General features: G+C 41.5%; 13 protein-coding genes. 2 read left to right on the plus strand and 11 right to left on the minus strand.

Annotated elements, in window-relative coordinates; genetic code table 11:
* Window positions 1-54: 54 nt before the first annotated feature.
* Window positions 55-1,173, minus strand: a complete 1,119-nt coding sequence (locus NXG61_RS11800) for an efflux RND transporter periplasmic adaptor subunit (RefSeq protein ID WP_307225288.1) — start codon at window positions 1,171-1,173, stop codon at window positions 55-57.
* A 2-nt stretch (window positions 1,174-1,175) separates the two neighbouring features.
* Window positions 1,176-2,462, minus strand: coding sequence for a TolC family protein (locus NXG61_RS11805; protein ID WP_307225289.1), 1,287 nt, complete (start codon window positions 2,460-2,462; stop codon window positions 1,176-1,178).
* A gap of 490 nt (window positions 2,463-2,952) precedes the next feature.
* Here NXG61_RS11805 and serA point away from each other — a divergent pair, with 490 nt between their 5' ends.
* Both serA and mdh read left to right on the plus strand, forming a co-directional pair.
* Window positions 2,953-4,536 carry a phosphoglycerate dehydrogenase gene (serA, locus tag NXG61_RS11810; RefSeq protein ID WP_307225290.1) on the plus strand — a complete coding sequence of 528 codons (1,584 nt, stop codon included), beginning with the start codon at window positions 2,953-2,955 and terminating at the stop codon, window positions 4,534-4,536.
* A gap of 340 nt (window positions 4,537-4,876) precedes the next feature.
* Window positions 4,877-5,809 carry a malate dehydrogenase gene (gene mdh / locus NXG61_RS11815; protein ID WP_196604791.1) on the plus strand — a complete coding sequence of 311 codons (933 nt, stop codon included), beginning with the start codon at window positions 4,877-4,879 and terminating at the stop codon, window positions 5,807-5,809.
* 74 nt (window positions 5,810-5,883) lie between these two features.
* Here the strand turns inward: mdh and NXG61_RS11820 are convergent, their stop codons facing one another.
* The 9 genes from NXG61_RS11820 to NXG61_RS11860 all read right to left on the minus strand — a co-directional run bounded on the left by NXG61_RS11820 (window position 5,884) and on the right by NXG61_RS11860 (window position 14,203).
* Window positions 5,884-7,086 (minus strand): FtsW/RodA/SpoVE family cell cycle protein, encoded by a 1,203-nt coding sequence (locus NXG61_RS11820; protein WP_307225307.1) that lies wholly within the window; start codon window positions 7,084-7,086, stop codon window positions 5,884-5,886.
* Window positions 7,087-7,088: 2 nt separating this feature from the next.
* Window positions 7,089-7,742, minus strand: coding sequence for a tRNA (guanosine(46)-N7)-methyltransferase TrmB (trmB, locus tag NXG61_RS11825; protein WP_196604792.1), 654 nt, complete (start codon window positions 7,740-7,742; stop codon window positions 7,089-7,091).
* 40 nt (window positions 7,743-7,782) lie between these two features.
* A complete protein-coding gene (locus NXG61_RS11830; RefSeq protein ID WP_307225291.1) occupies window positions 7,783-8,457 on the minus strand; it encodes a uracil-DNA glycosylase in 675 nt (224 codons plus the stop codon).
* Between the two features lie 166 nt (window positions 8,458-8,623).
* Window positions 8,624-9,148: a 2-oxoacid:acceptor oxidoreductase family protein gene (locus NXG61_RS11835; protein WP_307225308.1), complete on the minus strand. Its 525-nt coding sequence runs from the start codon at window positions 9,146-9,148 to the stop codon at window positions 8,624-8,626.
* Window positions 9,145-9,969 carry a 2-oxoacid:ferredoxin oxidoreductase subunit beta gene (locus tag NXG61_RS11840; RefSeq protein WP_307225292.1) on the minus strand — a complete coding sequence of 275 codons (825 nt, stop codon included), beginning with the start codon at window positions 9,967-9,969 and terminating at the stop codon, window positions 9,145-9,147. The genes NXG61_RS11835 and NXG61_RS11840 overlap by 4 nt, the downstream gene beginning before the upstream one ends.
* Window positions 9,969-11,114 (minus strand): 2-oxoacid:acceptor oxidoreductase subunit alpha, encoded by a 1,146-nt coding sequence (locus NXG61_RS11845; protein ID WP_307225293.1) that lies wholly within the window; start codon window positions 11,112-11,114, stop codon window positions 9,969-9,971. Before NXG61_RS11845 ends, NXG61_RS11840 begins: the two co-directional genes overlap by 1 nt.
* Window positions 11,111-11,311 (minus strand): 4Fe-4S binding protein, encoded by a 201-nt coding sequence (locus NXG61_RS11850; RefSeq protein ID WP_196604796.1) that lies wholly within the window; start codon window positions 11,309-11,311, stop codon window positions 11,111-11,113. The genes NXG61_RS11845 and NXG61_RS11850 overlap by 4 nt, the downstream gene beginning before the upstream one ends.
* A gap of 193 nt (window positions 11,312-11,504) precedes the next feature.
* The gene (locus NXG61_RS11855) at window positions 11,505-13,184 is read right to left on the minus strand and encodes a DUF4127 family protein (protein WP_307225294.1); all 1,680 of its coding nucleotides are present in this window, start codon (window positions 13,182-13,184) and stop codon (window positions 11,505-11,507) included.
* Between the two features lie 41 nt (window positions 13,185-13,225).
* Window positions 13,226-14,203, minus strand: a complete 978-nt coding sequence (locus NXG61_RS11860; protein ID WP_432748938.1) for an AEC family transporter — start codon at window positions 14,201-14,203, stop codon at window positions 13,226-13,228.
* Window positions 14,204-14,284: the final 81 nt, after the last annotated feature.

Raw genomic sequence — 14,284 nt, forward strand, 5'->3', positions numbered from 1 at the left:
GGACTAAAATAAAAACATCTGCTCGGCAGATACCTGCATTCTTAATGCATATTATTAAAAAGGAGGTCCGCCGCCCTGTTTTGATGATGATGTGCTGGTCTTAGGCGCCGTATATTCTATTGAAACTTTCTCACCTTCATTGAGTCCGTCAAGAATTTCCACATAGTCGTCACTATATATCCCCGTCTTCACATAGCGATTTTCAGTTGTTTTATTGTCGTTTACAATGATTACATATGACCCGCTGCTGTCTGTTTTCAAAGCGGCAAGAGGTACAGCAACCGCATCAGCCTTATTGCCAGTGGTTATTTCCACACGAGCCGTCATTGCCGGTTTCAGTAATCCGTCAGGATCATCCACATCCAATGTCACATAGTAATATATAACAGAGGACGTGCTGGATGTAGATGTACTGTCTGAAGATGTATCCCAGCTGTTGCTGACATCAGTTTGGGATATTTTTGCCACTTTTCCTGTAAAATTTTTGTCGGTATAAGCGTCAACGGTAAATACCACAGACTGCCCGACCTTTATCTGCCCTATATCAGTTTCATCGACTTTGGCCAGTATCTGCTTCTGTGAAAGATCGGCGACACGCATTATCACAGTCGGATTGCTTGTTCCCTGAACAGCCATTGTGCCAGGCGTCTTAGGTTCGCCGACAACTACTCCGTCCATCGGTGCCGTTATTATAGTTTCGTCAAGATCGGATTTTGTGACTTCCATATCACTCTGTGCTGTTTCATAATTATATTCCGCATCTTCATAGTCTTCCTTTGACTTAGCTCCGATGGAATATAAATATTTAGCGCGATTATATTTGGAAAGTGTATTGCTGACTGTTTCCTGTGCTTTTATAAGTTCATTTTCCAAATCCTTGCCGTCAAGTACTGCCACAGTCTGACCTGCCTTGACAGAATCATTTTCTTTAACTAGTACGCTTTTTATGCGTGCCGTTATTTTCGAACTCACTTCTACTGATTCTACAGGTTTTATAGTTCCCGTTGCTGAGACTACGGATTTAAGATCCATCTTCTGCACTGTATAAGGCTCGCCGGCTTGAGCCGCATTGTTTTTCTCCTGATAACTGCTCCAGTATTTATAGCCGGCGAATCCCAATACTGCTACTATTACTATTGCTGCAGCTATTTTTATAATAGATTTCTTTTTCATTTTCAGATGTTCTCCCCATTAAGCCCCATGGCATTTTTCAGCTGCGCCTTATATCTGGCATAATCGTACTGAGCACTTATATGATTCGTTCTGGCCGTTGATAGTGCCAGCTGCGCATCAATGACATCGAGAATGATACCTGCTCCGACCCTGTATTTTTCCTGCGCGATGAAAAGATCCTCTTCTGCCTGTTTTATAGCAGTCTGCGTTAAATTAAATCTTTTTTCTGCGTCGCGCATATTAAGATATGCCTGCCTGACTTCAATATCTATGGAATCAGTTTCCTGCTGGAGAGTCAATTCTGCTTCATCGAGTGCTGATTCGGCAGCATCTACATTTGCCTTTGTGAGTCCGTTATCAAAAACATCCCAGCTGGCGGATATGCCGGCAGTATAAGAATGATCCCGTTCACTGGGCAGAGGCTGCTTGCTCCAGTTTGTTCCCAATGAGGCACTTACTGTGGGTTTGTAATCAGCCTTTGCCAGATCGACATTCTTTTTTGCAATTTCATAATCCAGCTGTGTCTGTTCCAGATCTTTTCTATTATCAGATGCATATGACAAACAATAGTCCAATGTCTGGTCAAAAGGAATATATCTGAAATCATCCGTCAGATCAAGCAATTCATTTTTATCCATTTTTAGTATGTTTTTCAAAGTCAGTTCATTTATGACCAAAGTATTCTGTGCCTTTATCAGTGTCTGCTGTGCATCAGATAAAGCTACTTCCGAACGCAGCAGATCAGATTTCGGCACACTTCCCGCTGAATATAATTGCTGAACATTTTCCAGATGCTTGCCGTAATTATCTACAGATTCTTGATCAACACCGATGTTTTTATGTGCTTCCAAAATATCATAATACGCTTTTATCGTATTGTATGTTATATTTTCGGTAGTTCTTTGGGTATTAAGCATACTCTGCTGCAGCATATGTTCCTTCACATCTGTATTCAACTGTGTTTTTCCTGCAGAATATAATGGATAATTAACAGATACACTTGTATTATTGCTGCGTTCAAAATTTTGGCTTACTCCGTCAGAAACGCCGTCAGATATCGAAAAATTACTTCCCAAAGAAACTGTCACACCCGCTTGGGCCTTGGTAGCCGCAAGATTTGCTTCAGCCTGATTTTCCTTTGTCGAAGCAATTTTTATATCCAGATTGTTTTGCAAAGCCATTGCTACCGCTTCATTAACGGAAAGGCTGGCACAAAGACCTGTTGTTTCCTGCAAAAATAATAATGCAAATGCTAAACTTGTTACTTTTTTTGTAAATTTCCCGCCCATAGTACTCCTTCTCTGTGATCTGAATTTAAATCTTCTGTCAGTACATTTACCAAATACTGCGCTCATTATAGCAGATATTTGTATCTTATTGTAGGCAATTATTTTTTTATTACAACGCCTTTTCAAATTCATTGTATATTATAGCATAATTTGTCATATATTAAAGAAAAACAATATCATCACAGAGAACGGTCAAATATTCATAAATTGCTTAAAGCAAAAGATATTTTAAACAAATTTCTTTTCATATTCGACATTTGCTCAAATTTTTTACTTGACGCATATAATAGTGATAAACTAAAATGTTTAAAGAAACATGTATTTACATAAATATTTCCGGATGTAATTATTACTTCATCTGGATTTAGCAATTGACATCATCATTTAACGATTTTTTCACACTGCTTGCAACAAAAAACTCTGAAATGAATGAAGCCAATTTAAGATCCGTATTATTTTATTTCAATTAAAAGGGAGACTGGATATCATAATGAAAGTTTTAGTTGCTGACGGTGTATCGCAAAAAGCTGTTGATATATTGCAGAAGAATTTTGACGTAGTAATCAAGGATAAATTACCGGCAGAAGAATTGCTTGAGATAATACCTGAATTTGACGGCGTTATTGTACGCAGTGCGTCAAAAATAACCAAAGAAGTCATTGATAAAGCGGCAAATCTGAAAGTAATCGGTCGTGCAGGCGTTGGAACCGATAATATAGATATTCCTGCGGCTACTGAACGAGGCATCATCGTGCTCAACGCACCAGAGGGCAATACTATTGCCGCTACAGAACATACCATGGCAATGATGCTCTCGATGAGCCGTATGATTCCCATTGCCAATGAAACACTGCATAAAGGTGAATGGAACAGAAAAAAATATGTAGGTGTTGAACTGAGAGGAAAAACACTCGGGGTTATCGGCTTGGGTCGCATAGGCTCAGGTGTTGCCAAAAGAGCTATGTCCTTTGATATGAAAATAATCGCTTACGACCCTTACCTGAACGAAGACAGAGCCCAGGCTCTCGGTGTTAAAATAGGAACTTTGGATGATGTAGTAAAAAATGCCGATTTTATTACCGTACATATGCCTCTTACGCCGCAGACAAAAAACATGCTGAACAAAGATAATATTGCCAAAATGAAAAAAGGCATCCGCCTTGTCAATTGTGCACGCGGCGGCATTATCAATGAACAGGATTTAGCTGACGGTTTAAAATCCGGTCAGATCGCCGCGGCAGCAATCGATGTATTTACTTCAGAACCTCTGGCTCAGGACAATCCTTTGGCCTCCGCTCCCAATATTGTTTTGACACCTCATCTTGGTGCTTCAACAGTCGAAGCACAGATCGGCGTAGCTATAGACGCATCAAACGGCGTAGCAGCCGCATTAAAGGGAGAACCCGTCTCCACGGCTGTTAATATGGCACCCGTGTCAGCAGAAACCATGGGAAAAATCCGTCCTTATCTTACTTTGGCGGAAAGACTCGGCTGCACGGCACAATCCCTCTCCGATGGACCTATTCAAAGCCTGACAATACAATATAATGGCGACATCGCTGATATAGACACGAAAATGATGACTATTGCCGTTATAAAAGGTGTCCTCAATCCTATTCTCCAAACAGCCGTCAATTATGTAAACGCGCCTTCAATAGCCAAGCAGCGCAACATAAAAATTCAGGAAATCAAAAATAAAGATGTTGACAATTTTGCCAATTTGATAACTGTGACTTTAAAAACCTCCGGCGGCGAACAATCCGTTCAGGGCGCTCTTTTCGGCACAGAAGGAAGGATCGTGACAATAAACCAGCATCGAGTGGATGTAGATCCTCATGCAAGAATATTGATCTGCCCTCATATAAACCGCCCGGGCATGATAGGCCACGTCGGTTCTCTGCTGGCTAAATATAATATAAATATCTCCGGCATGCAGGTCGGAAAAACAGCGATAGCCGGCACCAGCATTATGGTTCTTACAATAGATGATGATATCACACAGGATATAATTGATCAGGTTTCTAAGATTGATGGCATCTTTGGTGCCAAATTAGTAAATTATTATACAGTCTGAACGATTTTTCGATAAGCCTGTTTCTATTTATTTAGAGACAGGCTTATTTTTTTATACATCATTGCTCTTGTCAATCTGAAGTATGGCACACTTATTGCAGCGCAAAACATTTCTGAGCATAAGAGTCGCTCTCCATGCGGAGAACGACTTCACCTTATAATATATTATTTCTCATTCTTTTCGGGAGTATAATGAATTATACTTAGTTGTCAGCAGATACAATCATATTATATATAGTTTTTATCGTTCAATAAACAAAGCACTTTACTTATAACATTGATTGTATTATACTTTTAATAAAGCTGAATTTAAATCCAAAAATTTGAGGAGGACTCTTGATATGAAGATTTCTGTTATTGGCGCTGGTAACGTAGGTGCTACCGCTGCTAACGTATTAGCTTTAAAAAACTTTGCTGATGAAGTGGTATTGCTCGATATTAAAGAAGGCGTTGCCGAAGGTAAGGCAATGGACATGATGCAGACTGCAAAAATGATGCACATTGATACAAAAATTGTCGGCATTACCAATGATTATTCTAAAACCGAAAATTCCAACATAGTTATTATAACTTCCGGTATCCCTCGTAAACCGGGTATGAGCCGCACTGACCTTATCGGTGTTAACTCTAAAATCGTAAAGTCTGTTATGGATGAATCTTTAAAGCATTCACCTGATGCTATTTTTATCATTATCTCAAATCCTGTAGACACGCTTACATATCTTGCGCTCAAAGACAGCGGCTTACCGCGTGAACGCGTGATCGGTATGAGCGGACTTTTGGACGGGAGCCGTTTCGAATATTATCTGGCACAGGCTATTGGCTGTCCGGTTGGCGACATTGATGCAATGGTTATCGGTGCCCACGGCGACCTTATGGTTCCTCTCACACGTTCAGCTACTTATAAAGGTGTACCTGTCAGTGAATATCTGTCCGAAGAAAAACTTGCTGAAATTGAACATGCTACGCAGGTAGGCGGCGGTACACTCACTAAATTGCTTGGCACTTCCGCATGGTATGCTCCTGGCACTACAGCAGCTACAATGGCAGAAGCTATTGCCAAAAACACAGGTAAAACATTGTCATGTATAGCTTTACTTGACGGTGAATACGGTGAAAAAGACGTATGCGCAGGTGTGCCCGTTGTTTTGGGCAAAAACGGCATCGAAAAAATTCTCGAACTGCCTCTCAGTGAAAAAGAAAAGGCAATGTTCCAGAGCAGCGTAGATAGCGCTAAAGACACAAACGCAAAATTAAAAGAAGCTCTTAAGTAATAGTCTTGATATAAAAAACAGGGTATTGTTCATTTTGAACAATACCCTGTTTTTTGTGCAGCAGATTTTTATAATCATTTTAATCTATGCAATAATCTGCGCCTGGATGTTATAATCGCAGCCCTATTCACAATATCATCACTTTTTCTCTTTCCCGAAAACACTTTTGCATATCTGCCAATATTTATCAAGACTCCAATGCTGGCCATATTCAAAATAAGCGATGTACCTCCATAGCTTATAAAAGGAAGCGGGACGCCAACAACAGGCAACAATCCTATAACCATATAAAGATTAGCCGCTGCCTGACCGACAATAAGCAGCATAATGCCGCATGCCAGCAACTTGCCGAATCCTTCATCAGCCCGTTTGGCTATCTTTCCGCAATATACTGCCAAGACTGCATACAGAAAAAAAACAAACAAAACAGCAAGCAACCCATTTTCTTGGCTGAAAACGGCGAAAGCAAAATCTGTATGCGCTTCCGGCAAATAAGAATACTTACTGACACCCTTGCCCAGCCCCATCCCCCATATACCGCCAGAACCTATGGCAGACAATGACTGTACTGTCTGATAACCGAATCCCTGAGCCTGCGACCAAGGGTCATACCAGCTTTTTATACGATCCAGACGATATGACTGAAAAGTGACGAGTACGGCAAAAAGAACCATCAACGCAACCGCAGCGTAACCTATCAATCTTGTTTTCATACCTGCTATGAAATGCAGCAAAACTGGTATTCCGCCAATTAAAACGGCCGTCCCCATATCCGGTTCCAGTTCAACCAATGCCGCCATTAAAAGTGTTATGCCAAAAGTGCGGTTGAATAAAGAAATTTGCCGGCCCTTATCTATCTTTGCACCCAAAAACGATGCGGTTATTATAATACATACTATTTTGGCTATCTCTGAGGGCTGAAATTGCATAAATCCTAAACTTATCCATCTTTTTGCTCCGTTAACACTAGTTCCTGTCAATAATACGAGCATAAGTGCCGCTAAAGTGAAAAACATCAGAAAAGGAACAAATGTCCGCAGCTTATGATAATCAAAATTTACCGCCAGCAGAAAAGCCGCCATGCCGACTGCTATACTTATCAAATGTCTGACAAGAAAAAAATACGGATTGTCAAAATTCATTTCCGCGGTTATAAAACTTGCACTGAAAACATTTATCGTTCCTATTATTATCAGCACCACCATGATCATAAATACTGCTTCCATATCATTGAGCCAAAATTTCTTCTTCACCGCGGAATCTCTGCCTGTTGCCATATTCACGGAAAAATAACCTCACATCGATTTATATTCTCACCAAAACCGCTGAATTTTTCTTCATATTCTGTCACGAAATCCTCACGCAGACAGCCTTCCTCATGCAGGTTATAGGTAAGTGCCTGCACATTGCATCCTGCCTCGTTAAATTGTCCCAGTGAAAAATCAAACAACGGTCTGTTATCTGTCTTAAAAAATAGTTCGCCGGAAGCATCAAGAAGGCGACGGTATTTCTCCAAAAATGAAACATGCGTCAGTCTCCTTTTTGCATGACGCTTTTTTGGCCACGGATCGCAAAAGTTTATGTAAAATCGTTTTACCTCATCAACATTAAATAAAGATTCTATACTATTGATATCAAAAACAGCCAGACGAACATTTTTCAGCTCTGCTTCCGACGTTTTCTTAGCAGCATAATAGATTATATCCTGTTGAAGCTCAATGCCAAGAAAATTGATCTCCGGATGCATCGCGGCAGCCTGACTGATAAATCCGCCCTTTCCTGTGCCAAGTTCGACAAAAAGAGGTGCCGTCCTGCTGAATATTTTACACCAATTGCCCTTCAGCTCTGCCGGATCAAATGTATCCTTCATAAATACAAAATCTTTAAAATCAAAAATGGCATCTGCTATCCACGGTCTCCTACGTAATCGCAAAAAAATTCTCCTTTATGTCATACTTACTGCCTGATGTGCTCTATAAATCCGGAATCTGCCAATCAATTGGTGTCTGCCCTGTACTCTGCAGAAAGTCATTGACCTTAGAAAAAGGTCTGCTGCCAAAAAAACCATTAAAAGCAGACAAAGGACTGGGGTGAGCTGATTCCACAATAAAATGTTTTGAACTAGTTATCATTATCTTTTTGCGGCGGGCAGGACCTCCCCACAAAATAAAGGCAATAGGTTTTTCTCTTTCATTAAGCAGTGAAATAACTTTATCAGTAAAAGTTTCCCATCCTATTCCCTTATGTGAATTTGCCTGATGCTCACGCACAGTCAATACTGTATTCAAAAGGAGCACGCCCTGCTCTGCCCATGATTTCAGACAGCCATTATTGGGAATGGTGCATCCCAAATCTTCATTCAGTTCCTTGAAAATATTTACAAGCGACGGTGGTGCCTTAACCCCCGGATTCACAGAAAAGCTTAATCCGTGAGCCTGCTGCGGTCCGTGATAGGGATCCTGTCCAAGAATTACCACCTTACATTCGTGATAGCTCGTATAATGCAGTGCATTAAAAATATCGTACATACTGGGATATACGACTTTCGTTCTATATTCTTCCTTCAAAAAATCTCTTAGTTTTAAATAATAATCCTCTTGAAACTCCGCGGACAGATATTCATTCCAATCATTTTTAAAAATCTGCATAATTTTTGATGCTCCTAAGCTTGCAGCCGATATTTAATAACTATTGCCATTTACTATTATATATAAAAATCACAGATGTAACAAGTATTGCCCGGTTTCTGCGCAGGAAAAAGGACACCGATCCGGCCGGCGCCCTTTTTTTCATCATATTAAACAAAGCACTGACTCAAACAGCGTCATATCCCAGCTTCAAAGCTTTTATATTTTGTTCGACTGTATGAATCGGGACGCGTCCTTTAACGGACATTTCTGCGCTTTCAAAAGATATGAGCTTTGAAAGTTTTACAAGCACACCTAAAGCAACAATATTAGTAAAAAGCATTTTTCCTACCTGCTCGGAAGCAATACGTGTAACAGGCACTTTTATTACATTGGCAAACACAGGAACATTCGGAACCAAATCTTCATCCACGACTAAAAGCCCCGCCGCATTGTCCAGATCCTTATAGTATTTGTCAGCCGCCTTCTGCGTCAGAGACAAAACGATATCCGGCTTGATAATTTTGGGATGATATATAGGTGCATCATCTATAATCACTTCCGCCTTTGATGCACCGCCGCGGGCTTCCGGTCCGTAAGACTGTGACTGCACCACCTGCCGGCCTTCACTCATAGCAGCTTCAGCAAAAATAATAGCAGCTGTAATAACTCCCTGCCCCCCCGAACCGGACAAACGTAACTGTTTCATTATTTTCCGCCCTCCTGTGCCAGCGTAATAACTTTACTGTAAGCTTCCGTATACTCCACGGCCTGATGCTTGTGGAATACGCCGATAGGAAATTTATCCGCTTTCTTTTCCTCAGGCATTCTATCCCACGTTGTCTTCATAACCGCGTTATCGCGCATCCATTTCATCATTTCTGCGGGATCAGGCATCTTATTTTTTCGTCCGTAAGCCGTAGGACACTGAACCACTGTTTCTATAAAAGCGAAGCCCCGGCAGCTTATTCCTTCCGCTATCATATCAGTCATATGCTGAACATGAAATGCTGTACTGCGGGCAACATAAGAAGCACCGGCAGCCTGGGCAAGATTGCATGCATCAAAAGGACGGTCAACACTTCCGTAAGGCGCAGTGGTCGCTTTTTTATGCAGCGGTGTCATCGGTGAAGCCTGTCCGCCTGTCATTCCATAAATAGTATTATTAAAAAGCACCACTGTCAAATCTATATTGCGGCGCGCCCCATGGATAAAATGATTTCCTCCTATAGCCGTGCAGTCACCATCTCCTGTTATGACAATGACGTTCAATTCCGGATTGGCCAGCTTTATTCCTGTGGCAAAAGGAATAGCACGTCCATGTGCCGTATGAAGCGTATCAAAGTCCATATAGCCTGAAGCCCTTGACGAACAGCCTATACCGGACACTATAATCGTCTTGTCACGTGGCAGACCACGCATCTCCACAGCCTGAACAATAGCTTTCATTGCTATACCGTTTCCGCAGCCGGGACACCAGATATGGGGCAGTCGATTCTGTCGAAAATATTTTTCATAAGTACGTTCCTTCATTAAAGCCTGCCCCCTTTCAAAGCTTCTATGCCTTCGAGTATTTCACCCGGCACAAATATTTCCGTGTTATATTTGGCGAGCAATTTTACAGGACATTTTCCGCCGGCGGCTCGTTCCACCTCATATTTCAATTGACCGTAATTAAGCTCCGGAACTAATATGCCCTTCAAACTTTCGGCATTTCTGCGGATCACCTTATCGGCGAAAGGCCAGATCGTCATAAGACGTATCATTCCTGCCTTAATGCCCTTTGCACGGGCCTGCCGGACTGCTTCGTATGCCGTTCTTGCGACACCGCCGTACGAAACCACCGCATATTCCGCATCATCCATAAAAAATTCATCATAATGAGTTATCTCATCTTGTGCCAGCAGAATTTTTTTATGGAGCCGATCGATAAATTCTTCCGTCACAGCTGGACTGCCCGACGGGAAACCCGTGTAATCATGAACTAAACCTGTAACATGTATGCGATATCCAGTGCCAAAATCGGCAGGATTAGGAACCAGATCAGCCTCCGGTGCATATGGTTCATATCCTTGCAAACGTGTCTTTGAAGGACGACGGCGCGGATAAATATCAACGTTCTCAGCAGCGGGCAGCTGTACATTCTCCCGTAAATGGCCAACGATTTCATCCATAAGCAAAATAACAGGCGTGCGAAACCGTTCCGCATAATTGACCGCCATTACCGCAGCATCAAAAGTTTCTCTGACAGTCCACGGCGACAAAGCTATCATCGGATGATCACCATGTGTGCCCCAGCGGGCCTGCATAACGTCTCCCTGCGCCGGTGAAGTGGGCTGCCCCGTAGAAGGTCCTACTCTCTGAACATTTACTATCACCACAGGTATTTCAGCACATGCGGCATAGCCGATAAGCTCCTGCTTGAGAGAAAATCCCGGTCCCGATGTAGCCGTCAAAACTTTTTTGCCGGCAAGGGACGCACCCAGTACCACACCCATACCGCCTATTTCATCTTCCATCTGAACAAAACAACCGCCAACAGAAGGTAATATTTTTGCCATTGTTTCCGCTATTTCTGTAGACGGTGTTATCGGATAACCGCCAAAAAAGCGCACACCCGCGGCCACTGCACCAGCTGCACAAGCTTCATTTCCCTGCATCAATTTCATATCCGTCATGCGCCCACCTTCTTGTCCACAAAAATCGCATAGTCCGGACAACGCAGCTCACATTGTCCGCAGGCAATACAAGCCTGTTCATTGATAACGCTGCAATGCCCCAGTGTATCAAGTCCAAGAACCTTTTTAGGACAAAAAGACACACAGATACCACAGCCTTTACAACGTTCAGATTTTAATAATATTTCTGTATTCATAGAGCTTCCTCCCCAACTCACCAGCATTTTATCCGGATCAACCAATTCTATTGAATATTTTTATGATATTAAAAAGCAAACCATCCGGACAGCAAACAAAAACATCCATCAATGAGTCATAAATTATATTATAGAGAGTATTGTTCTTTTTGACAATACTCAATAAATAAAACTTATATTACCTTGTCATGCATCACTGCCCAAGCAGCATAGTAAAATTTACATCTGTATATATTTCAAATGTTCTTGGCCACGGAAAAAAAGCATCTACTTTCATATTACGCAGGTAAATCTTTTTTATGCCATCGGAAGTTTTTATCGTGAGCGGAGTGCGTGAGGCCATACTATACGCCAACTTATCCAGCTGTCCTTGCAGTGAGAGCGCCAGCATCCGATTGGCCCAAAGATAATTGTTCTCCAAATTCAAATCACTCACATTATTGATCCCGGCCTTACGCAAGGATATATTGACAGCATCAATCGTTCCCTTTAAATAAAAATAATCTTCAACAAAATGCTCATAAAGTACCGTTAGATTATTATAAGTAAGGCGTAAAACATCATCTGTATTTATTTTATTATTATCCGACAGGCAATATAACGCAGCCTGTGAAACTGCCGTGCCGACAGAGTTGCTCACTGTATTCCAGCCTGAATAAGCCAGCAGGCTATTAACCGGAACATCATTTGCCAACAGTACAGGGAACAAGGCTTCATCCGCAGAAAAATGCCTGCTCAAATCCACAACAGCGACTTTTTTCCCGTCTTTAAGCCATTCTTTTATTCTTTTTGCCCCGCAATACCGTGCTGATAAATTCTCATCGTCACCGATATGCAGATATAAAATAAAATCCGCCTCATCGGCTGTTGACACGATCCGACCTCCCGTCATAGCAATCTTCTCTTCTGTAATTTCTTCCACAGGAGCGGCCATGTAAGGCAGAATGGCCTGCGCAGAACTTTCTTCATTATATGCGACGAATATACGAGGATGATATTTATTGTCATTGAACTCCTGTGCCATGTTAAACAAGAGCGACATCCCCACTTCATCGGCACCATGTGTTATAAACACGGTACCATTATCAAGCTGTTCTGTAGCCGTATATTGCTGCAGACTTCTTCGCTCCATATTCGGAATGCCATATTTTTCTCCGTCGTCCTGTCCTATTACCACTTTAGTCAAAACTTTTTGAGCAGCCAGATCAATCAACTTTTTGTTGAGCTGCAAATTCCGAATATACAGGTCCATATACTGCGCCAAATGTCCCTCAGGGATTTTACCGCGCAGTTTTTCGATCTTCACCAGATCGTCTTCATCATAAAACTGACTGAGCTTATCAGTCAGCCTTGAATATTCCATGAGATTCTTTATATCCTGAACTGAATCTATATTTGCCGGAGGTGTTATACGCGGCAGTATATTAAAAGCATATATCGGCAGCTGCGGATTGCTTTCACGTATATCCTTGAGCATCTGCCATAAAGCACCTTCCTGCGCCTCCTTGCCAAAGGATTGACGAGAGGCAAGCAGCCCTCCATATAACAATTGATCTATCGATACTATAATACCATCGGCTGAGACAGCATTCTCTGCCAGCCATCTACGAAGAGCCGCAGTATTTCCCGGTTCCGTATAATAATCCATCATAGATTGAGGAGGCGTGATAACTTCTATATCCGCTATCCTGCCGGCATCAATGACAAACTTGGCGCATGGCGGACGACTGTCCAGCGGTATAAAAATGACCCGTTTAGTGTATTTCTGTGTAATAGTAATATTTTTACCGACAGGAACATCCAGATAAAATCGCTGAAAAAAAACAGCAATAATTATTGCTGCCAATATAAAAAAAACACTGCGTTTATACAAATCCGTCATCCTTTTTGCAGGCTTTAATCAAAAAGCTGAATTTAAACAGAAAACAATACATGCCCTAAAAATATAAACATTGGTATTGATATACCGCTTAAAACCGTCGTATTCATCACTACCTGCGTAGCATACTCCGGACAATTATTAAATTCAATGGCAAATATGGCCGAATTTACAGGCGACGGCACCGCACAATAAATCAAAAACACCAGGGCCGCGACGGGTGTGAACCCACCGGGAGCAAAAACATTGCTCATATAAACTATCCCTAACCCCAAAACGGGCGCAACAATAAGCTTTAAAAAACTGGCGAGCCACACATCATAATTAAGCCACTGTATTTTAGTGCGTGAGAGCTGAACGCCCATACTTATCATGGCAACTGGCAGCAGCATTTCACTGGAATGGGTAATAATCGGCCATAAAAAAAACTGAGTTGCATCCAGCTCAAAATATTTCGTCAAAATGACAAGGGGAAATACATAAACAATAGGCATATGTAAAATGACGCTGATCGCGTTTCTGGCGGACATTCTTCCTCTGCCTGCCTGATAGAGTCCGATAGTATTAAGCGTCACATTCTGCACTATAAGCAGCAATATCTGCACCACCATAGCCTCGCCAAGATATGGTGTCTTGCCGTCCACCAGAAAAGGCGGATGCGAAAAAACAAGTGCTACAAGTGCGACCCCAAGATTTCCGGAATTATTGAACATCGTGGCATTTCGCAGCGACTCCAGCATACAACCGTCATAACCCTTGAGCTTACTGATAACAGTGGCTATTATAAACATCAATGCCATAAGAGCAAAAGCTGCTGCCAAAATATTATAACTTGCCTCCGGAAATTGCGTTTCGTAAATATTTTCAAAAATAAAACTGGGTACGATTACATAAAACATTAATTTAGCTAATGTATTTATATCCAATCGAAACTTTCTGTCGAGCAGGAACCCAATCAAAATCAAACTGAATATAGGCAGCATTGTATGTTCAATCAAATAAATAAACAGCATCAATATCATCCCTTGTATGTATAATAAAAAAATAATTTCACATATAACTATTGCAAATTATATATAACAGCATTATAATGA

The sequence above is a fragment of the Pectinatus haikarae genome, assembly GCF_050916305.1.
Lineage (GTDB): Bacteria > Bacillota > Negativicutes > Selenomonadales > Selenomonadaceae > Pectinatus > Pectinatus haikarae.